The organism is Flavobacterium sp. WC2409 (assembly GCF_041200085.1).
Classification (GTDB): domain Bacteria; phylum Bacteroidota; class Bacteroidia; order Flavobacteriales; family Flavobacteriaceae; genus Flavobacterium.
Window position 1 is genome coordinate 2,197,770 of the sequence record NZ_CP165625.1, and the last position, 23,137, is coordinate 2,220,906.

16 protein-coding genes are annotated in these 23,137 nt (G+C 32.9%); 10 read left to right on the forward strand and 6 right to left on the reverse strand.

The features are described 5' to 3' along the window. Positions 1 to 97: 97 nt before the first annotated feature. Together AB3G34_RS09460 and AB3G34_RS09465 are read left to right on the forward strand one after the other, a co-directional pair. A complete protein-coding gene (locus AB3G34_RS09460; protein WP_369752278.1) occupies positions 98 to 2,017 on the forward strand; it encodes a DUF294 nucleotidyltransferase-like domain-containing protein in 1,920 nt (639 codons plus the stop codon). Next, positions 2,017 to 2,679: a PolC-type DNA polymerase III gene (locus AB3G34_RS09465; protein ID WP_369752279.1), complete on the forward strand. Its 663-nt coding sequence runs from the start codon at positions 2,017 to 2,019 to the stop codon at positions 2,677 to 2,679. The genes AB3G34_RS09460 and AB3G34_RS09465 overlap by 1 nt, the downstream gene beginning before the upstream one ends. 60 nt (positions 2,680 to 2,739) lie before the next feature. Here AB3G34_RS09465 and AB3G34_RS09470 read toward each other — a convergent pair whose 3' ends face one another. Both AB3G34_RS09470 and AB3G34_RS09475 read right to left on the reverse strand, forming a co-directional pair. After that, the gene (locus tag AB3G34_RS09470) at positions 2,740 to 5,454 is read right to left on the reverse strand and encodes a DNA gyrase/topoisomerase IV subunit A (RefSeq protein WP_369752280.1); all 2,715 of its coding nucleotides are present in this window, start codon (positions 5,452 to 5,454) and stop codon (positions 2,740 to 2,742) included. Positions 5,455 to 5,489: 35 nt separating this feature from the next. Then, positions 5,490 to 7,352, reverse strand: coding sequence for a DNA topoisomerase IV subunit B (locus tag AB3G34_RS09475; protein WP_367754344.1), 1,863 nt, complete (start codon positions 7,350 to 7,352; stop codon positions 5,490 to 5,492). A gap of 349 nt (positions 7,353 to 7,701) precedes the next feature. Between AB3G34_RS09475 and AB3G34_RS09480 the strand changes: the two genes are divergently transcribed. The 4 genes from AB3G34_RS09480 (at position 7,702) to AB3G34_RS09495 (ending at position 13,915) form a co-directional block, all read left to right on the forward strand. Then, positions 7,702 to 10,488 (forward strand): TonB-dependent receptor domain-containing protein, encoded by a 2,787-nt coding sequence (locus AB3G34_RS09480; protein WP_369752281.1) that lies wholly within the window; start codon positions 7,702 to 7,704, stop codon positions 10,486 to 10,488. A gap of 33 nt (positions 10,489 to 10,521) precedes the next feature. Next, positions 10,522 to 11,922: a hypothetical protein gene (locus tag AB3G34_RS09485; RefSeq protein WP_367771180.1), complete on the forward strand. Its 1,401-nt coding sequence runs from the start codon at positions 10,522 to 10,524 to the stop codon at positions 11,920 to 11,922. Between the two features lie 66 nt (positions 11,923 to 11,988). Further along, entirely contained in the window at positions 11,989 to 12,948 is a 960-nt protein-coding gene (locus AB3G34_RS09490) for a hypothetical protein (RefSeq protein ID WP_369752282.1), read from the forward strand. A 10-nt stretch (positions 12,949 to 12,958) separates the two neighbouring features. After that, positions 12,959 to 13,915, forward strand: a complete 957-nt coding sequence (locus AB3G34_RS09495) for a hypothetical protein (RefSeq protein ID WP_369752283.1) — start codon at positions 12,959 to 12,961, stop codon at positions 13,913 to 13,915. 85 nt (positions 13,916 to 14,000) lie between these two features. Here the strand turns inward: AB3G34_RS09495 and AB3G34_RS09500 are convergent, their stop codons facing one another. The 3 genes from AB3G34_RS09500 to ychF form a co-directional block, all read right to left on the reverse strand. Then, a complete protein-coding gene (locus tag AB3G34_RS09500) occupies positions 14,001 to 14,522 on the reverse strand; it encodes an NADPH-dependent FMN reductase (RefSeq protein WP_367771189.1) in 522 nt (173 codons plus the stop codon). A gap of 101 nt (positions 14,523 to 14,623) precedes the next feature. Continuing rightward, a complete protein-coding gene (locus tag AB3G34_RS09505) occupies positions 14,624 to 15,658 on the reverse strand; it encodes an MBL fold metallo-hydrolase (RefSeq protein WP_369752284.1) in 1,035 nt (344 codons plus the stop codon). A gap of 152 nt (positions 15,659 to 15,810) precedes the next feature. Then, the gene (gene ychF / locus AB3G34_RS09510) at positions 15,811 to 16,905 is read right to left on the reverse strand and encodes a redox-regulated ATPase YchF (protein WP_367754358.1); all 1,095 of its coding nucleotides are present in this window, start codon (positions 16,903 to 16,905) and stop codon (positions 15,811 to 15,813) included. A 307-nt stretch (positions 16,906 to 17,212) separates the two neighbouring features. Here ychF and AB3G34_RS09515 point away from each other — a divergent pair, with 307 nt between their 5' ends. The 3 genes from AB3G34_RS09515 (at position 17,213) to AB3G34_RS09525 (ending at position 21,421) form a co-directional block, all read left to right on the forward strand. Then, complete coding sequence (locus tag AB3G34_RS09515) at positions 17,213 to 19,861, forward strand: TonB-dependent receptor domain-containing protein (RefSeq protein ID WP_369752286.1); 2,649 nt, start codon at positions 17,213 to 17,215, stop codon at positions 19,859 to 19,861. Positions 19,862 to 20,018: 157 nt separating this feature from the next. Continuing rightward, a complete protein-coding gene (locus AB3G34_RS09520) occupies positions 20,019 to 20,771 on the forward strand; it encodes a class I SAM-dependent methyltransferase (protein ID WP_369752287.1) in 753 nt (250 codons plus the stop codon). 116 nt (positions 20,772 to 20,887) lie between these two features. Beyond that, positions 20,888 to 21,421 carry a hypothetical protein gene (locus tag AB3G34_RS09525; protein ID WP_369752288.1) on the forward strand — a complete coding sequence of 178 codons (534 nt, stop codon included), beginning with the start codon at positions 20,888 to 20,890 and terminating at the stop codon, positions 21,419 to 21,421. Positions 21,422 to 21,492: 71 nt separating this feature from the next. Here AB3G34_RS09525 and AB3G34_RS09530 read toward each other — a convergent pair whose 3' ends face one another. Next, the gene (locus AB3G34_RS09530) at positions 21,493 to 21,843 is read right to left on the reverse strand and encodes a 4Fe-4S dicluster domain-containing protein (protein ID WP_269222303.1); all 351 of its coding nucleotides are present in this window, start codon (positions 21,841 to 21,843) and stop codon (positions 21,493 to 21,495) included. Positions 21,844 to 21,994: 151 nt separating this feature from the next. On the opposite strand from AB3G34_RS09530, the gene AB3G34_RS09535 reads away from it, so the two are divergent. After that, entirely contained in the window at positions 21,995 to 23,053 is a 1,059-nt protein-coding gene (locus AB3G34_RS09535; protein ID WP_369752290.1) for an acyl-CoA reductase, read from the forward strand. Positions 23,054 to 23,137: the final 84 nt, after the last annotated feature.

Below are 23,137 nucleotides of genomic sequence, written 5' to 3' on the forward strand. Positions count from 1 at the left end.
TATGCTCATTTCTAAGAATATGATATATAAATATCAAATTTTGTTTTTTTCTTTTTATCTCTAATTTTATAAATTAACTTAGTTGCAAATTATCGTAATGAAAAATACTATTTCCCATAGGGTTGCCGACTTTTTAAAAAACTTTCCACCATTTAGTTTTTTACATCAAAGAGAAATCGAAGCCCTTTCTGAGCAAATATCAATTATATATAAGGAAAAAGACAGTGTTGTATTTACTGAAAATGAAGAAACGCACAACAGTTTTTACATCGTTCACAAAGGAGCTGTAACCTTACGAAATAGTTTCAGTAACGCTGTTTTGGACATGTGTGATGAAGGTGATATTTTTGGGTTAAGACCACTTATAGCTAATGAGAACTATAAAATGGAAGCCCGAACTCATGAAGAAAGTATTCTGTATGCTATACCGATTGCCGTTTTTAAGCCCTATGCGCTTGAAAACAAAGCAGTAGGGAACTTTTTAATTGAAAGTTTTGCTTCAAACACACGCAACCCTTATTCCAAAAGTCATAGAGGGAAATTATTTGGTGAGGCTTCAGCAACTGAAACTTTGGATGCCAATAAAAGCATATTAGACATTCAGCCCGTAAAGTATTCAAAAAAACTAGTTAGTTGTTCTGCGTCAACTACAGCAAAAGATATTGCTGAAACCATGACTAAAAAAAACGTAGGTGCTATTCTTATTGTCGAAAATTCACTCCCTATAGGCATTATAACTGATAAAGATTTAAGAAATAAAATTGTTACTGGAGCATTTCCCATCACCACAACTGCCAGTGTAATAATGACAACTCCTGTTATTACCTATCCTAAAAAAATGACCGTTACACAAGCGCAAATGGCTATGATGAAAAGTAATATTAGCCATTTATGTATTACCAAAGACGGTACTGCTAATACTAAAGCAGTGGGAATCCTATCCAAACATGATGTTATGGTGGAAATAGGTAATAATCCTGCAGTGTTAATAAAAGCAGTAAAAAGAGCTAAAAAATTCAAACAAATCAAGCCAATACGAGCTAATATAATGCAACTATTACAAGGATATTTAGATCAAAATATCCCAATGACTTTGACTTCTAAAATAATTACCGAATTAAATGATGTTTGTATAAAGCAAGTTATTGCCATTGCGTTAAAAAAAATGAAAACCCCTCCTCCTGTAAAATTTGCATGGTTGGCCATGGGAAGTCAAGGAAGAAGTGAGCAATTGCTACATACCGATCAAGACAATGCATTAATGTATGAAGATGTCCCAGAAGAATTAAGTGCAGCAACCAAGAGTTACTTTTTAGAATTGGCAACACATGTCAACAAAGGCCTTTTTGACATTGGTTATGATTATTGTCCTGCTGAAATGATGGCTTCAAATCCTAAATGGTGTTTGAGTATGAGTGAATACAAAGATCTAGTGTACCATTGGATTACTAATCCTGGAAAAAATGAGGTTTTATTGTCTTTTATCTTTTTTGACTATAGCTTGTCTTATGGAGATAAGGAACTTGTAAATAACTTGTCCGATTTTATTTTTGAAAATATAAAAGCCAATCCAGTTTTTTATATTCACTTAGTAAGTGGTGCATTGCAAAGTCCTTCCCCCACTGGATTCTTCAGACAACTTCTTGTAGAACAAGATGGAGAGCACAAAGACTTTTTTGATATAAAAAGACGTGCTTTAATGCCACTAGCCGATGCCGCTAGAGTATTAATTCTATCTCATTCTGTGAAATCCATAAGTAATAGTCCGGAGCGGTTTGAAAAATTAGCCGACTTAGAACCCCAAAACAAGGAATTGTATTTGGCTTGCTCCTATTCCTATAAAGCATTATTAAAATTCAGAACCAAACAAGGACTTTTACATCACGATTCGGGGCAGTTTATTGCCTTAGAAGCACTAACCAAATTAGAAAAAATAAAATTAAAACGAACCTTTAAAACCATTAAGGAACTTCAAGAACTTATTACTATTCGGTTCAATGCTTCAAATATATTATAATGAAGAAATTTTTAAAAAAAGGCCAAACCGTTTTATTGAATTTTTTGGGTAAATCAGAAAACCCATATGAAGAGGAGTTGCTATCAAAAGACATTGACTCCACCCGTTTTGTAGTATTGGATACGGAGACCACAGGATTCGATTATGTAAAAGATCGCATTCTTTGCATTGGAGCAGTTGTTTTACAAAATAATACAATTGCAATTCATGACAGTTTTGAGGTTTACATACAACAGGAGCATTACGATAAATCAACAGCTAAAATTCATGGCATTTTAAAAGAATTTGCATTAGACAAACCTAATGAATTAGAAGTGTTGCAACAGTTTCTGACATTTTTAGGAGACTCCATTATCATTGCACATCATACCGTTTTTGATGTTACTATGATTAATAAAGCACTAGAAAGGAATGGATTACCATTACTAACTAATAAGTCTTTAGACACAGCGGTACTTTATAAAAAAACGCTAATTGTTTCTCACTTATTTGAGATTAAGGATACCTATAGTCTGGATGAACTTGCGGATAAATTTGATATTTCTATAAAAGACAGACACACTGCATTAGGTGACGCCTATATTACAGCTATTGCTTTTTTGAAAATTAGAAAAAATTTAGAAGCAAAAAAAATTACAACTCTAAAACAATTATTTAAATAAGCACATTCAAAACCGTTTAAAATTAAAAAGCTTCCACAGTTGTGGAAGCTTTTTTTATAGTTAAAATAAAATAATTTGGCCATCATCATCAAGATGTACATCAGTATCATCATTGTGATCATCGCTTTTAATCGGTTCCTCTTTAATTTCTACAGGAGGTTCGTAAGGTAATGATTCTAATAAGTTTACCTGTTTTAGTTTATCTGTTGTTAATTGATTTCCAAGTGCTTTAAATCCTTTGACAGCAATAAAATCTTCGATATCAATAGTTACACTTTCTTTTTGAACTCCTTTAATCTTTGGAAAAATTAATTCGGCAACGGGACGGTAATCTGTTGATACAATTTCCAATTGGGAATTTGGGTGTTCTGTAATGAAGTTTTCCTCTTTATTTTCGGTTTCCACCAAGAAACGTTTTAAGTAATAACGCTCTTTTTCACCATCAAAATAAATTGCAGATATTGGTTTCTTAGGAATCCATTTTTCCAGCACAACCATATCCGTGTCGAAATGAGTGGTTAATTCCGGAATGACTACTTTTAATTTTCCAGATTGCTGTATAATCAAGATTTTATCATTTGGTCTGAACTCACCCAATAATTCTCCTCTACCATCAACATTCAAACGTTGTACTGTATCATCAAACCAAATTTTTCTTGGTAATAACGTTGAGATTCCTTTTTCTTTAATTTCAATTTTCTTAATCGGATATTTAGAAACCACATTTCCTTTAGAAGCACGTCCTTTTATACCAATTTTAGAAAAATCAATATCAAATTTCAGTTTTTTAATACTTCCCACCTGACGTAAAATTATAGTCACTACTTCAGCTTCTCCATTTGGATTACAGGTGAAATAAAGAATCTGTGACCCTTTGGTACCATTGGTTAAATCATATAATTTATCTCTAGTAACTCCCGAAACATTAAATCGTTTAATATAAGAAGGCCCCGATTTTCCATCACGATAAATCACATTGTAAATAGTACGCTTGTCACTTTTGTCAAAAATAGCAATGTGAATAATGTCTTTACCCACAAAAGTTTTAGCATCTACTTTGGTCACCATCATGTTTCCGTCACGTAAAAAAACAATGACATCATCAATATCTGAACAATCCGTAACATACTCGTCTTTTTTCAAGCTGGTTCCTACAAATCCTTCTTCTTTATTGACATATAATTTAGTGTTTCTCAATACTACTTTGGTCGCTTCAATATCATCAAAAACTCGAAGTTCAGTTTGGCGTTCTCTCCCTTTTCCGTATTTCTCTTTCAGCTTGACAAAATAAGCAATAGCAAAATCAATTAAATGTTCTAAATCATGCTTTACTTGCTCAATATTTCCTTCTAAGGCTTCAATTTTATCTTGTGCTTTATTGCTATCAAATTTAGAAATACGCATGATTCGAATATCCAACAAACGCAGAATATCTTCTTCGGTAATAGCTCGTTTTAAATGTTTTATATGCGGTTTCAATCCATCATCAACGGCCTGAATAACATCTTCTCTAGTTGTTTTTTCCTCAATATCACGATAGATTTTGTTTTCGATAAAAATACGTTCCAAAGACAAGAAATGCCATTGTTCTTCTAGCTCGCTTAATTGAATTTCCAGTTCGCTTTTTAATAATTGAACCGTTCTGTTTGTTGAAATTTTCAACATATGGGAAACACCAATAAACAACGGTTTGTTATCTTCAATTACACAACCTAAAGGTGCTACCGAAGTTTCACAAGCCGTAAAGGCAAATAACGCATCAATCGTTTTATCAGGAGAAACACCAGGATACAAATGAATTAGGATTTCAACATTGGCAGCGGTATTATCCTCAATTTTTTTGATTTTGATTTTCCCTTTATCATTCGCTTTCAAAATACTATCTATTAAGGTAGTCGTATTTGTAGAAAACGGAATTTGGGTAATCACCAATGTGTTTTTATCTAGTTGCCCAATTTTGGCACGCACACGCACACGACCTCCGCGCAATCCATCATTATAATTGGAAACATCGGCAATACCTTGAGTCATAAAATCAGGATAAATCGTAAACGGTTTACCTTTTAATATTTTTACCGAAGCATCAATTAATTCATTAAAATTATGTGGCAAAACTTTGGTCGAAAGACCTACAGCAATCCCCTCCGCACCAGAAGCCAATAGTAATGGGAATTTTACTGGAAGATTGTTTGGTTCTGCTCTTCTTCCATCATAAGACATTCCCCAATCGGTAATTTTTGGGCTGTATAAAACCTCCAAAGCAAACTTTGACAATCGGGCTTCAATGTAACGAGAAGCAGCAGCACTATCACCAGTAAGGATATTCCCCCAGTTTCCCTGGCAGTCAATCAGCAGTTCCTTTTGTCCAATTTGTACCATAGCATCACCAATACTCGCATCTCCGTGAGGGTGATATTGCATGGTGTGACCTACAACATTGGCTACTTTATTATAACGACCGTCATCCAACTCTTTTAGAGAGTGCATAATACGGCGTTGTACTGGTTTAAAACCATCTTCAATAGCAGGAACGGCACGTTCTAGAATTACATAAGAAGCATAATCCAAGAACCAATCTTTGTACATTCCTGTAACTTTGGTAATGGTATCCCCACCTTCTTCTTCGTTATCGTAAAAATGTTGTCCTTCAAAATGCTTGGCATCGACTTTGATTATTTCATCCGATTCTTCTTCTTGATTTTCATCAATTGAATTGTCTTCTGAATTTATATCTTCATTCTCTGGATTTGTATTTTCTTCTTCCTCGTCTTTCATTAAATATATCCTATTGAATAGTAATTAATTGTATTTTAAACTGTTTCAATTGCATCCAATTCCACTTTCAAGTTTTTTATGATAAACTCTTGTCGGTCCGGAGTGTTTTTACCCATATAGAAAGACAGCAATTGCTCAACTGAAGTATTTTTGTCCATCATCACAGGGTCCAATCGAATATCTTCCCCTATAAAAAACTGAAACTCATCTGGAGAAATCTCTCCCAACCCCTTAAATCGGGTGATTTCTGGTTTTGGTTTTAATTTTTCAATGGCTGCTTTTCTCTCGTCATCAGAATAACAGTAAATGGTTTCTTTCTTGTTTCGAACTCTAAAAAGGGGTGTTTGTAAAATATACAAATGCCCTTCTTTTATCAATTCAGGAAAAAACTGTAAAAAGAATGTTATTAATAACAATCGAATGTGCATTCCGTCGACATCGGCATCGGTTGCAATTACAATGTTGTTGTAACGCAAGTTTTCCATATCATCTTCAATATCTAAGGCCGCTTGAAGCAAATTGAATTCTTCATTTTCATAAACAATTTTTTTGCTCATTCCGTACGAGTTCAATGGCTTACCACGCAAACTAAATACCGCTTGCGTATTTACATCACGCGATTTGGTAATCGATCCAGAAGCGGAATCTCCCTCGGTAATAAACAGTGTACTTTCTAAATAACGTGGGTTTTTTATATCTGGTAAATGCACGCGGCAATCACGCAGTTTTTTATTATGCAAATTGGACTTCTTTGCTCTGTCTTTGGCTAATTTTCTAATTCCTGAAAGTTCTTTACGTTCTCTCTCCGCTTGTAGAATTTTACGTAAAAGCAAGTCGGCCGTTTCTGGATTTTTGTGTAAATAATTATCTAATTTATTTTTGATAAAATCATTTACAAAAGTACGAACCGAAGGCATGCCAGGATCTGAACCCATATCGGTCGAACCTAATTTGGTTTTTGTTTGTGATTCAAAAACAGGTTCCATTACCTTAATACTTATCGCACTCACAATCGATTTCCTAACATCCGAAGGATCGAATCCTTTGTTGTAGAATTCCCGAATTGTTTTTACAATTGCTTCTCTAAATGCCACTAAATGTGTTCCTCCTTGCGTTGTATTTTGTCCATTTACAAAGGAATGGTATTCCTCACTGTACTGGGATTTACTGTGTGTAATTGCTAATTCGATATCATCCCCTTTCAAATGAATGATTGGGTAAACCATATCTTCTTCGGCAATATTTTCATCTAATAAATCTTTCAATCCATTATCAGAAAAGTATTTTTCTCCATTATAGATTATTGTTAAACCCGCATTCAGGTAACAATAATTCTTTAGCATTTTAATTACATATTCATTTCTGAATTTATAATTTTTAAAAATAGCTTCATCTGGAATAAAAGTAACCTTTGTTCCTTTTCGTTTTGTAGTATCAATAATATCTTCTTCCAGCACCAAATTTCCCGCTGAAAATTCGGCTGCTTTTTGTTTTTCATCTCGAACGGATTCAACGCGAAAATAATTAGACAAAGCATTTACTGCCTTAGTACCCACTCCATTTAACCCTACCGATTTTTTAAAGGCCAAAGAATCGTACTTCCCACCTGTATTCATTTTAGAAACTACGTCAATGACTTTCCCAAGTGGGATTCCTCGTCCATAGTCACGAACCGTAACGGTCTTGTCTTTAATGGTTACTTCAATCGTTTTACCAGCACCCATTACAAATTCATCGATACAGTTATCCAAAACTTCTTTCAGAAGAATATAAATACCATCGTCCGCAGAAGATCCATCACCTAATTTCCCAATGTACATACCGGGACGCATACGGATGTGTTCTTTCCAATCGAGGGAACGAATATTGTCTTCGGTATATTGATTTTGATCTGACATTTTAAAATTTATCGATTTTGTGCTAATATAGGATATCTCGATATATTTTAAAAGAGGTAACAGCCAAAGTTATTAAGAATGATATTGACAATTATTATGTAGTGTCACTATTGGAGCACTAGATCCTTTTAAAGAAAACCAAAAAGTAACCAAAAAGTTAATTCTAATTAAATTTTGTAAGAATCAATTTGATTTTTACAATGATTTAATATCGGAAAATAAAATTAAATAACTGAAAAACAAATAGTTAATGTTAAATCTAAAATATTGAAATTATTAAAATATTAAGGAACAGTAACCTGTGATTTTTGAAATAGCTAAATAATTAGGTTTGTAAAAAAATTAAGCCGTGTGTAAAATAAGTACTTTTCGATTGTCTCTATTACTATTAATTATCCCTTTTTTCAGTATAATTTATGGGTCTGAAATAAAAGGTCGAATATTGGATAAAAACACTAATGAACCTATAATAGGGGCTACCATTTATCTAACCGCTACAACTTATGGTTATTCTGGTTTTGACGGTACTTATATCATAAAAAATGTTCCTGAAGGAAGTTATATAGTGAAATGTAGCTATCAAGGATATATAAATCAAGAAACAACAATTACTGTAAAATTGGGTGCAATTACATTAAACTTTGAATTAGTAGAAAAAAACATCACCCTTTCCGAAGTCGTAATTTCTGTAAAGCAAGACAAAGAATCTTCAAAATATGCCTTACATAGAGAAAAAGAATCGCAAAATATTTTAAATGCAATTAGCGCGAAAAGCATACAGTTGCTACCTGATTTAACCACCGCCGGCGTATTACAACGTATGTCTGGAGTTTCATTAGAGCGCACCAGCACAGGCGATGCTAGATATGCCATCATAAGAGGAATGGATCAGCGATACAATTACACTCTTGTAAATGGAATAAAGATCCCAAGTCCGGATAACAAATATCGTTATGTCCCAATGGATATGTTTCCAGCTGATTTATTAGAACGATTAGATGTTATTAAAGCACTAACACCCGAAATGGAAGGAGATGCAATAGGTGGGGCTATGGATTTAATTATGAAAAATGCGCAAGACAAATTGGCGATAACCGCTAATATTGCAACAGGATTTAGTCAGTTTATTAGTGATAATGGATATGAAAATTTCGATAAAAAAGTAATTAACAGTAAGTCTCCTGCAGATATTAATGGTGCTAATTATATCGCTACACCTAATGATTTTACCTATAAAAACTTTGATTACAAACGTAGAACTTTGCCTTTAAACACCAACTTAGGATTTTCAATAAGCAATCGTTTTTTGAAAGATAAAAAACTGGGAGTAGTTGTAGCGACTAGTTATCAAAATGAATACAAAGGATCAAAAAGTACATGGTTCAAACCAGAAAATCAACCTGCACCAGGGAATGTTCCTGCGTTTACAGATCTATATTCCAGAAGGTATAACATCAACCAAACTCGATATGGAATTCACACTAAGCTAGATTATATTTTAAATTCTAAAAATAAAATTAGTCTTTACAATGTGTATTTAAAATCCGAAGAAACTCAAAATCGTAAATCTATAGATACTAGTTTATCGATAGGTCGATCAGGAGTTGGAACAGGAAATACATACAAATTATACCGTTCCAGATATATAAAGCAAAGTATTTACAATAACACCTTGCAAGGAGAACATAAAATCAATGAATATTTAAATGCTGATTGGTCAGCTGTTTATTCTTTGGCTAAAAGCATAACCCCAGATTGGTCTGAATACCAAACTGTAGAACAAGTTGGTTATGATGCTAATCAAAATCAAACAGTTACTCCAGCTGTTTTAAATATTCCTTTTTATCGAATTTGGATGAACAACTCCGATAGAGATTATGCTGGTTACATAAATTTCAAGTATAAAAAAGAAATCTTAAATAAACCGATGGTCCTATCGATGGGAGGGCTTTACAGAAATAAATTGCGAAAAAACAATTACAATGAATGGAATTTAATACCTAATAATTCCAGTTCAGGCGAACCCATTCCTTATGATGGTATTTTATCTCCAGACAAATTTCATTTTAATGGTATTACTGCAGCACAAGGAAGTCCTAACAATGCTTTAAATTATGACGCTACGGAGAAAATTGCGGCCTATTATTTTCAAGATAATATTCAATTTAATGACAAACTTTCGATTCTTGGAGGTCTACGTATAGAAAATACGACACAAACTTGGAAAACAGCACAGGATGCTACCATAATTGCGGGAGCGGTTGGATCAAAAACCTATACTGATTTTCTGCCAAGTATCCATTTTAAATATAAATTAAGTGAAAAAGAGAATCTTCGGTTATCTTATTTTAGTGCCATAAACAGACCCGGATTCTACGAATATATTCCTTTTAAAATAGAAGGAGAGGATTTTAACATGAGTGGTAATCCAAATTTAAAACATGCAACTGCTTCCAACTTTGATATTAGATATGAATTATTTCCAAAAGGATTAGATCAGTTCTTAATTGGAGCTTTTTATAAAAACATTCAAAACCCAATAGAATCTGCCATTTTATTCACAGGGACATCAAGCGCCACTTTAAAACCTACCAATTTTGGAACAGCTACCAATTTTGGGTTTGAAGTAAACATGGCTAAATATTTTGGAAAGATTGGAATAACAGCTAATTACACTTACACTAACTCAAAAATCACTACTACTAAATTGTTTTACAACAGTTCTTATGTGAGCGAAGAAACGACTCAAACTAGACCACTACAAGGACAATCCCCTCATATTGCCAATCTTTCGTTATTGTATAAAAATCAAAATTCAGGAATAGATGTACAATTGGCCTACATCTATACAGGAAGAAAAATCACATTAGTTTCCCCTTATAAAGATTTAGATTATTGGCAAAAAGGAAATTCGCAACTTGATTTTTCTATAGAAAAAAGAGCATTTAAAAATTTTACTTTCTATAGCAAAATTACCAATCTTTTAAACACGCCCGTTCTTGTGCAAATTTTGCAACCCAACATTTATACTACTGGGAAGTTTGCCTTACCTAATCAAACAGACCCTGACAGAGTTACCGTACAAAAAGACTTGTATGGAATCAATTACACCTTTGGAATGCGTTATAAATTTTAATCATAAACAAAACAACTATAAATAAATTAAACAATGAAAAATAAATTAAATTTTGGAATTATAGCTTTAGCATTAATAGCTTTATCCTCTTGCAGTAATGATCAAGTCTCAACACCGCAATTTAAAGCTAGTACTACTATTACAGGAGAAACCCTTTCTGGAAGTGTAAAAGGAACAATGGAATCAGGCAAAACCTATTATTTTAATTCAAAAGTAACCATTAATGCTAATGATACATTGGTTATGCAAAGTGGTGTAAAATTATTAGCTACAAATCCTGCTGCAGAATTAATTGTAAAAGGTGTCTTTATTTCATTGGGAACAAAAGAAAATCCAAACTGGATTACTGGAAAAGATGCTTATTTGAATCCAGCTAATTATAAATTAACAACACTACAAGATCCTAATACTGATCCAGCTTTGAAACCAGATGGAAAGCTTTGGGGAGGTATTCAATGTGAAGCCACTTGTTCTTTATTGGATATCAAATGGACTCATTTAGATTTTGCAGGAGGAACTGCAGATGACTTAAATGCTGATCAAGGGTACAAATCTGGAGATGATTTATTCAATATCAAATTTGGTAATCCTGATGGAATTTTAATTCTAGAAGATTCATGGGTTTATGGTTCAACTACAGATGCTGTTCGTGCAAATGGAGGAAAAATACACATCATGAGAAATACAGTTGAAAAAGTTGCTTATAATGATGGGGACTGTTTTAACGTAAAAAATTCAAGCATAGGAGACATGGCTTATAACTTAATCATAGGAACCGCTAAAGGAGGTACAAAAGCATCTAATAAAGGTACTTACGGAAGCGTTCAAACGGAAATCAATATGTATAACAATACGTATGTATCTGGTGGTTTTAGAAGTGTAGATCCAGACCGTGGTGCTAATGCTAATATTGAGCAAGGTGCCAAAGGAAAAGTGTACAACAATCTATTTGTGAATTGTAGAACAGGCTTGCGTATTTTAGAAAACCCAGCTGCCGATTTTGCCAATTGTTTTTATGGTAATAACTTAAGTTATGGTGACACTGCCGCAATTGTAAATGAGTTTTACCCAACTACTCATGCAACAACTCCCCAACCTACTGATCTTCCTTTACCTTCTTCTTTCTTACCAGTAGGCTATGTTAATGGCGCAGTATATAACGCTCCGCAATTAGTAGGTCAAAACAATCCTAAATTTGTAAACTTCCCGTTACCTGTTCCTGTTATAGCAAATTTAACTTTGTATAACTTTCAAGGAAATTATGATTTTCACTTAGCTGCTGATTCACCAGCAATTGGTAAAGGGAACGCTTCATTTACTGCAGTTAATGCAACAGCTTCTCTAACAAATCAATATCTAAAAGCCACCGTTACTCCTCCAAATGTTGATTTAGGCGCATTCCCTAAAAATGGTTTAGGTAATCTACATAATTAATAAAATTTATTTTAATTAGAAAGGCGGCTGGGAAATCCATCCGTCTTTTTTTATTTTTTTTGAATTATGAAATTACGCTTCTGTATTCTATTTGTATCTATATTAATACATTCATTCAGTTTTTCTCAAAACAAGAAAACGCCTTTTACTTTCATTGTATTAGGTGATATGCCCTACAATTTACCCAAAGACAATCTGAAATTTGAAAATGTAATTGCAGCACTTAACAAACGCAATCAAGCTTTTAATGTTTTTGTAGGAGATTTTAAATCGAGCAAAACACCATGCTCAGATACTGCTTTTCAAAAAATTTTAGGTTATTTCAATAGCTTCAAAAAACCATTAATCTATACTCCTGGCGATAATGAATGGACAGATTGTGGAAAACCTCAAGCGGGCTCTTACACTACCAATGAACGTTTATCTGCAATTAGAGTACAATTCTTTAGGGACACTTTACATAGTTTAGGCAAATCAACAATGGAGTTAAGTTCAGAATCGTCAAATGTTGCTTATGCGAAATATGTTGAAAATAAAATGTGGAAGTACAACGGGATTTCATTTGCCACCATTCATCTTGTAGGCTCAAATAACAATTTCAATACTGATAATTTAAATTCAAATGAAGAATTTTATGAGCGTTCAAATGCTAATATTTTTTGGTTGAATACCGTTTTTGAACAAGCAAAAAAGGACAATTCTTTAGGGATTGTCATCTTTGAACATGCAGATATGATTACACCCGATAAAGGAAAAGAGGGGTTTGTAACTTTCCTTAAAGAACTTCAAAAACGAGTAGAAACATACAAAAAGCCAGTGCTTTTAGTAAATGGTGATTCTCATGAATACAAAGTAGATAAACCATTGTATGAAAATGTGGAGTTAAAAAAAACAGTGCTAAACTTCACCCGATTGCAGGTATTTGGCGAAGCTGATATGCACGCTGTCGAAGTTACAGTAAATCCAAAAAATCCAGCACTTTTTGAAATCAACCAAATTTGGATTCCAGAAATTAATAAATTTTAAATTAAAAATAATGAAATACTCTTCCCTAATTGCATTTTGTTTTTACAGCATATTTCTAACAAGCTGTACTACCGACACTACTAAAACAGCAGAACCTGAAGTTATTATTGACCCCGTTGTCGTTGAGCCAATAGTAAACACTCCTTTGGTTTCCGAAGTAGGCTTGATGTGGTCCTATGCACCTGAATCCTCTGGGATTGTCTTGACAAATGGTTCTATTTACACCTTTAATGATTCCGGAAACCCTAATGTTTTTTACAAAGTAAATCCTGCCGATGGAACTTTGCTGCAGTCTATAACCGTTACAAATTTTCCAAACGTAGATTGGGAAGATATTACAGCCGATGATAATTATATCTATTTAGGTGATTTTGGAAATAATGATGGAATCCGAAAAGATTTAAAAGTTCTAAAAATCAGCAAAGCACAGTTTATAAACGAAACAGCCAAAACGGTTAATGTAACAGCCGAAGCTATTGCTTTTTCTTATAATGAACAAACGAGTTTCATTTCTTCAAGCACTCATAATTTTGATTGCGAAACCATTATTTCAAAAGCAGATAATTTATATATTTTTACTAAAAATAGAGGAGATAATAAAACCAGCATTTATAAACTCTCCAAAACTCCGGGTCAGTATTCCGTATCATCATTAGCAAGTTATAACGTAAATGGGTTGGTCACTGGTGGAGATTACAATGCTCAAACTAATGAAGTAATTTTAGTAGGTTACTCCCCTTCTGGTCATAAAAATTCTTTTGTTTACAGTTTGACTAATTTTAATGACGATTCGTTTTTTTCAGGAACTGTTGTTGAAAAAATAATAGGAAATAGTTCCAATGACTGGCAAACCGAAGGAATTGCTTTTGGTTCATTAGATGGAAAAAAAATATACCTTTCATGTGAAACAACAGCTTTTAGTAAAGCACAATTATACAGCACCAATAAGACTACTTTGGGTTTCTAAAAAAGGATCAGACCTAGGTAGTTGACTTTTTTGCAATAATCATTAGGGTGAACTTTTAAAATATCGATGGAACTTATCTAAAAAATTAGAAATTATTTACAATTCCATTCAATTCCTCATCCAATTGGGGATTAGAAATCTTATTGTTTGCGATATCAAAATTATCATAGAAACTAGGTAAGGAAAAAGTAGCTTTAATTTCAGCTCCGTAACGAGGAAAAGCATTTTTTGCAATTTCTAATACGGTTGCGCCCCCTCTTTTCCCATTAGAAGTAGCCATTAGAAGCATAGGCTTTTCTTGAAAAACTTTACCCTTAATTCTGGAACACCAATCAAAAATATTTTTAAATGCTGCTGAATAGTTCCCGTTATTTTCTGCCATAGAAACCACTAAAATATCGGCCGACACTATTTTATCTAAAAACGCCTGTGCCAAAGGATGCTGACCAATTTCTTCCTCGATATCAACACTAAATAAAGGCATCTGAAAATCATTCAAATCCAATATTTCCACCTCGGCATTTTCAAATAAAGACGCCGCATACGTAGCTAATTTTTTATTGATTGAGTTTTTACTAGGGCTTGCGCCAAAGGCGATTATTTTCATAAACCGTATTTTTTATAAATATACTTAAAAAATGGCAGACGAATTTATTCGATTTAAATTTTGAGCCATTAACCTCTGAAACTTTAGGAATTTGAAAACTACTATTCCATTTCCCACCATTTTAAGCTATCGGTAAAGTTAGCACTGAATAACTCTCCCATTTTCGGGGTGATGAAATTCAATTTTTCAGTAGCTGCTTTTTCTGAAAATCGCTCAACTGGCTCTTTCCATGCATGTTGCGCTAACGCAAAACCTGCCCAATGCACTGGCATACAATTTCGAACTTTTGCATCTATTGCAGCCTGAACACTCTCCTCAGGATACATATGAATTTGATGCCAGTTTTCATTGTATTGACCACATTCCATAAAAGCAAAATCGAAAGGTCCTAAACGTTCTCCTATTTCTTTAAAATGTGTACCATAACCACTATCACCGCTGAACCAAATATTTTCTTCTTCTGTGTTAAAAACCCAACCGCCCCAAAGCGATTTAGCTCTATCTGTCAATCCTCTTCCTGAAAAATGCCGTGTGGGTGTGAACGTAATTTTTATACCATTAAAGACAGACTCCTCCCACCAATTAAATTCAGTAATTATATCTGCCGGAATTCCCCAAGAAACTAAATGCCTTTTCACCCCTAAAGCAACATAAAACAACTTCGTTTTTTCTTTAAGTTTTAAAATACTTTCATAATCTAAATGATCATAATGGTCATGTGATATTAGCACCAAATCAATTTCAGGGAAACTGTCAATAATCGTGAGTGTTGAATCACTAAAACGCTTTACTTTGAATGGTGCAATCGGAGCCGCATCAGAACCAAACATGGGGTCGATTAAAATATTCTTGTTTTTCAATTGCATATATATTGCTGAATGTCCATACCATATGCTTTGCATAGATTGATGTGTATTTATAAATAATTCACTATCAAACGGCACAACGGACAAGGACTTTGCTTCTCTACCCTCTTTTTCACAAAACTGCTTACGCAAAAATTTAGGCATATTAGACAATAAAAAGTCCATACTGGTTTCTTCCAGGTTTTCAAAAATGGTACCGTTCCAATACTCTGATTTTGAATATTTTTCTATTTCGTTTTTTGACGGTTTTGCTCCAAATTGCTTTCTCATATTCTTTTAATTGTTTCCTAAAAATTCTACGACTTAAACTTAGTAAAAAATAAATTATTTAATTGTTAATTTATAATCTTGTTAACAATCAAAAAAGCCTGCAAAATTACTTTTGCAGGCTTTACCTATTTTCTATTTTCTAATCTATCTGATTATACGTTGAAACGGAAATGCATTACATCTCCATCTTTCACAATATATTCTTTTCCTTCAACTTTAAATTTCCCAGCTTCTTTTGCTTTTGCCTCAGAACCATAGTGAACAAAGTCTTCGTATGAAATTACTTCGGCACGGATAAATCCTTTTTCAAAATCAGTGTGAATTACTCCAGCTGCTTGTGGTGCAGTTGAACCCACGTCAATTGTCCAAGCACGAACTTCCTTAACACCTGCGGTAAAATAAGTTTGTTGTTTTAATAATTTGTATGCTGCACGAATAAGGACTGATGCTCCTGGCTCAGTTAATCCCATATCTTCAAGAAAAACTTGACGCTCTTCGTAGCTTTCCAATTCTGTAATATCTGCCTCAGCACCTACGGAAAGGATAATCACTTCAGCATCTTCATCTTTAACTAATTCACGAACTAAATCTACATACTTATTTCCTGTCACTGCTGAATTTTCATCAACATTACATACATATAATACTGGTTTTGCAGTAATCAATTGAAAACCTTCCATCAAAACTTCTTCATCATTATTTTGAGGAGTTATTGTTCTAGCTGATTTTGCTTGTAATAACGTTTCTCTTATTCTGTCTAAAAGTGCTTTTTCAGTTTGCGCTTCTTTATTTCCAGTTTTAGCTGCACGATTTACTTTTTCCAAACGTTTTTCAACATTCTCTAAATCTTTTAATTGCAACTCGATATCAATCGTTTCCTTATCACGTATAGGGTTTACATTTCCGTCAACGTGTACTATATTATCATTATCAAAACAACGTAATACATGAATGATTGCATTACACTCTCTAATATTTCCAAGAAATTGATTTCCCAATCCTTCCCCCTTACTTGCTCCTTTAACTAAACCTGCAATATCAACAATATCAACAGTAGCCATTTGAACGCGTTCTGGTTTTACTAATTCCTCTAATTTTTCAATTCTAGGATCTGGTACATTTACGACACCTATATTAGGTTCAATTGTACAAAAAGGAAAGTTAGCACTTTGCGCTTTTGCATTTGACAAACAATTAAATAATGTTGATTTTCCAACATTTGGCAATCCTACAATTCCTGCTTTCATTTTATTTATGTTTACAAATAGAGTTTACGCTATCCGTTTTTAGTATTAACTTTAAAAGTTTGCAAATATAAGATTTAAAAAACCTATTAGTGAAAATAAACCTAAAATTTATAGGAACAGAGGTATTTTTAAACATTTTATCAAAGTAATAATAATTTTTGTAACAATTTATTGATTCCGTAATTAGATTGTGAAATTTTAATTATCTCCCATTTATTTTTAGAAATACAGACGATATATTAATGTTATGTTAAAAAAATACTATATTGCACAAGATTTTAAACCAAAAACCAAACTTAATTAAATTATGAAAAAAATCACATTACTTTTTTTACTACTAAATGTCAGTATTCTTTTTGCTCAAAAAGAAATTTCTGGAGTAGTTAAAGATAACTCTGGAGCGGGATTGCCGGGAGTTAACATTGTCGAAAAAGGAACAAACAATGGCGTTTCAACAAATATCGACGGAGCATACAAAATAAAAGTTAAAGAGGGAGCTACTTTAGTTTTTAGTTACATTGGTTTTTCTAAAGTAGAAAAAGCAGCAACTGGCTCAACTGTTAATGTAGTTTTATCAGAAGAAGGTGGTCAAGCCTTAGATGAAATTGTAGTTACAGGAACAAGAACTGCTCCTAGAAGTAACACTACATCTGCATTACCAATCGATGTAATTTCTTCTAAAGATTTAACATCTACAGGTCAAGCAACTTTTGACAAAGCATTACAGTACAAAATTCCATCTTTTAATACGGTACAAACACCAGTGAATGATGCGACTTCATTACTTGATCCATATGAAATTAGAAATATGGGACCAAGTAGAACATTAATCCTTATCAATGGAAAACGTAAAAACTTAAGTTCATTGCTTTACGTACAAACTTCTCCAGGACGTGGTGAAACAGGTGCAGATATTTCTGCTATACCTACTGACGCTATCGAAAGAGTAGAAATACTTCGTGATGGTGCATCTGCACAATACGGTTCTGATGCAATTGCTGGGGTAATGAATATTATCTTAAAGAAAAGTACTAATGGAGGTTCAGTTACAGTAAGAAGTGGAATGACTTCTGAAGGTGATGGCGAAATGTTAGGCGTGAGTTTAAACAATGGTTCTACTGTTGGGGATAAAGGTTTCGTAAACTATACTGTAGATTTCTCTAAAGTAAACCAATCAAACAGACCAGGTACAGTAGATGCAGCTGGTGAAGCTGGAGATTTTGGTGCTTCTTTATCAGATGTTCAAGCTTTCCTTGCTAAACACCCAGATGCAGGAAACATCAACGGTTCTCCTGAAACTGCTGCTGCAAAATTCTTAGTGAATGGTGGAAAAGAGTTAAGTGAAACATCTCAACTTTACTACAATGCCGCATACGTTTACAAAAAGGTAAACTCATTTGCGAATTATAGAACTCCATACTGGAGAACATTATCTGATTATCCTTACTTAAAAGACTTCTTTGGAAATGGTACACCAGCGTCTTACCAAGGTTATGTTCCAACATTTGAAGGAGATTTGAATGACTATAATGGAACATTTGGATACAAGTCAACAAAAAATGACTGGAACACAGATGCGAGTATTACAGTTGGTGGTAACACACAAACTTACAGTGTAAACAATTCTCATAACAGATCTGACATACAAGACGAAAATGGAAATAATGTTTACCTTGAAAACAGCCCAATCTCTTTTAAACCAGGAGGAACTGCATTCAACCATATTGTAGGGAATTTAGACATATCTAAAGTATTATCTGATAAAATTAGTATTGGTTTTGGTTCGGAAATGAGAACAGAAACTTTTGAAGTTATCGAAGGAGACAAAGCATCTTGGGATGGAATTGGAGCTGATTCATTTGCAGGTAACAGACCAGAAAACTCTGGAAAATGGAATCGCTACAACTTAGGAGCATATTTAGATGTTGCTTACGATGTAACTAAAGATTTCTTAATAAACGGTACTATTCGTTATGAAGACTATAGTGACTTTGGTGGAGCAACAGTTTGGAAAATAAGTTCAAGATATAAATTTGCCGATGATAAAATTACATTAAGAGGGTCTGTTTCTACTGGTTTCAGAGCACCTACATTACACCAAATTTACACTCAAAAATCGCAATACTCTTTTGTTCCTGGTCAAGGAATTCAAGTAAGTGGATTAATCAACAACTCATCTCCACAAGCTCGTATCTTAGGAATTCCTAAATTAGATGCTGAAAAATCAACTAATATTACTGTTGGTATTGGTGCAAAACCTTCTAGAAACTTCAACTTTACTGTAGATTATTACAATATTAAAGTTGCTGACAGAATCGTTTTAGGAGACAAAGTAGAAACTCAATTTGGTACAGTGGCTTGGTTTGAGAATTCATTTGATTCAAGAACTTCAGGTTTAGATTTTGTTGCTAACTATACTAACATTGAATTAGGAACTGGAAAACTTGCTTTCAACTTATCTGGAAACGTTACCATTCAAAACGAAAGAATTTCTCCAGTAAAAAGTAATAATTTCAGCCCTACATTAGATGCTTTAATGTTTACTTCTAGACCAGACACTAAATGGATTTTGGGAGCAAATTATGAAATTGGAAAATTCGGATTTTCTCTTAACAATACTTATTTTGGAAAAACTACTTTCAAACAAGATGGTTTAGATTCAAACTTAAGAACAGAATTTACACCTAAAATTGTTACTGACTTAGGAGTTTCTTTCTCAGCAACTGAGAAATTAACATTCTCTTTTAATGCAAATAACTTGTTAAATGTATTACCAGAATGGAAATTTAAAGCTGAAAATGCTGCAGGTGCTGCTTTATTAGCTGATGCTGCTCAGGTTAAAAACCAATCAAACTTGATTACTTTTAACCAACGTTATTCTCGAATGACTTATGATGGTTTTCACTTTAGTCAATTAGGAACTATGTTCAATTTATCAATGAACTATAAATTCTAATTCGGTTATCGAATAATTATAATTTTAAAAGGCTGTCTTTCGACAGCCTTTTTTTATACTTCATTTTTTCATAAATTTATATCGTACGTATTCATTTTAAAATTAATCAATACACTCAAAAAGCATTTATCCAGAAACCGTATTAAAAGAGCATCTTATGGCATCACTATACAATGAAAAAATGGCAACTATATACGACGCTATGTATCAAACTTTTGTTGATTATGATGAAGAGTATCAGTTTTACAACTCCCTTATTCAAGAAAATAATTGCAAAAGTATACTAGAGATAGGAAGTGGTACTGGCAATCTTGCCAAACGCTTTCAAGAAAACAAACAAGATTACAAAGGATTAGATTACAGTAAAAATATGATTGCTATTGCGCAGCAAAGGAATAAAAACTGTCTTTTTATTCACGGAGACATGCGTGATTTCAACCTGGATAAACCAGTCGATGCTATTCTTATAACAGGCAGATCTACAAGTTATTTAACTTCAAATGATGACATTAACGAAACCTTTACGTGTTTAATCAACAATATTAATGACGAAGGAATTATAATCTTTGATTTTATAGATGCTAACCGGTTTATCCCTTTTGTAAATGAAAATCAAAAAATTAAACATGAAGCTAAACATGAAGGAGTGAACTATTTAAGGGAAAGCAATTGGGAAACAACCTCCTTAGACAACTTTATGCTAGAATGGAATGCAAAATACTTCACTATTACCAATGGCGAAAAAGAATTAATAGCGAATGATTTTTCAACCGTACGTATTTTTACACTAAACGAAATTCAGCTTTTATTATACATAAATAATTTTGAAATCATAAAAACCATAGATCGAAAAACCTATGCCTATGATACCTATGTTATTGTAGCAAAAAAAAGAATTCTTAAAATTTAACCTTATTTAGTTTTGACAATAGCGTAAATAATATAATCTTTTATTAAAATCATATAATAATTAAGCTAACATCTATTTGTATTTTTGTGATATACAAATCATTAAAAACAAATATCATGAAAATTATAGCTTTAGGAATGGTTGCTTTTTTACTTTCGTTTAATAGTCAAGCACAAAACAAAAATGTAAAAACAGAAGTAAAAACCAATATTACAACAATAAAAGATTCCCAAGGGGAGAAAAAATTGGTTAAAACAGAAGAAATAAAAGAAGTTCAAGCAGTTGAATTAATGGATGCCGATTCAAAAGTTTTAAACAAAGACACAAAAGAAACTCCTGTTGAAGTTACCGCAACAACAAAAATCACGGCTGATGGAGTTACTAAATTAATTGACGTAGACCGATCTGCTTATTACGAATTAGACGGAGTAAAATACCAAGTTTCTAATGATAAAAGTGGTTATACTGTTTTTTCTCCTGACGGAAAAAAATCAGCTATCTTAAGAAAAACATCGAATAACAATTACATCTATAAATCTAAAAACAAAACTTCATTTGGTTATTTTGATGGTGATGGAAATTTAGTTCTAGAATCGTATGATGAAGCGACAGACACAATCACTGTTACTACTTATGTTATTGAAAAATAAAAAATAAGACATAGCACAAAAAAAACCTGAACGAGAGTTCAGGTTTTTTTTGTGCTTAAATTAAATTAAACTTATTCATTATGCAGAAAAGCTTGTCTATTTAACAAGGTTTCTTCAGTTTCCACATGGTTATCATCTGGAATACAACAATCTACAGGACAAACAGCAGCACATTGCGGCTCATCATGAAATCCTTTACACTCCGTACACTTACCAGGTACAATATAGTAAACTTCATCAGAAATTGGAGTTTGAGCAGCATCTGAATCAACCTCTGTTCCATCTGGTAAAATCACCTTCCCTACCAATTTTGTTCCATCTTTATATCTCCAGTCATCCGCACCTTCATATATAGCTGTATTAGGGCACTCTGGTTCGCAAGCACCACAATTTATACATTCATCTGTTATAATAATAGCCATCGTAATTTATCTTAAAGTTTATATGTCTTAAGCCTTATAGTCTCAAAGTTAAAAGACAATTCAATCTTTTGACTTGATGACTTTTGACTTCGACTTTATTATGCTTATTTTTGTGCAAAATTACAATCAAAACAATTCATAAGCAAACATTATGACATTAGAAACAAAAAAAAGTGTTTTTGTTGAATTAGGAAAATTTTTAAGCCAATTTTCTCAAGATAATGATTCAAAAAAAACAAGCGTACTATATAATGACCTCTTTTTCGAAGAATTCATCAATTTAATAAAACTTTCCCAGTCCCATAATGGATGGTATACACCTGAACATGTATACTTTTCTATCCAATCTTGGGCCAAAGCACTGACCGAAGATAATTTAACGAAATGGACATCTGTCTACGCAATTGAAAATATAAAAGCCAAGAACGTTGCTTTAATTTTAGCGGGAAATATCCCTCTGGTAGGGTTTCATGATTTTCTGACTGTATTAATGACTGGCCATAATGTTTTAATAAAAACATCATCAAACGACCAACATTTACTTCCTTTTTTAGCAAAATACATTATCGCCATTGAACCTGAATTAGCTGAAAAAATCACGTTTGTTGAAGGAAAACTAGAAAATTTTGATGCTGTAATAGCAACTGGAAGCAACAATACAGCTCGTTATTTTGAATATTATTTTAAAGGTAAACCATCCATTATCAGAAAAAACAGAAATTCTGTTGCAGTACTAAATGGTTCAGAGTCCAAAGAGCAGTTAATTGCTTTAGGAGAAGATATATTTAGGTATTTTGGACTAGGATGTCGAAATGTATCTAAACTTTTTGTCCCAAAAGACTATATTTTCGATCCTTTTTTTGAAGCTATTTTTGAATATCAGGATGTGATTCACTATGAAAAATATGCCAATAATTATGATTACAATAAGGCTGTATTTTTAATGAGTAATTTTAAGCTTCTTGACAATGGTTTTTTGACCTTAAAAGAGGATTCAAGTTACGCCTCTCCTATTTCAAGTGTCTTTTACGAGCGCTATGAAACCATAGCTGATCTACAACAAAGGTTAATAAATGAAAAAGAGCAAATACAATGTATTGTTAGTAATAGTCTTGTTCAAAACAGTATCGCTTTTGGAGAAACGCAAAACCCTCAATTATGGGATTACGCAGATAACGTAGATACTATTTCGTTTTTGTTAACAATATAGGTTAAAAATGTTTTATTTTTTCGAATTATTTAACGCTTTTTAAAGTCCTATTGCCGAAATTTGCATTTTAATTTTTCGGACATA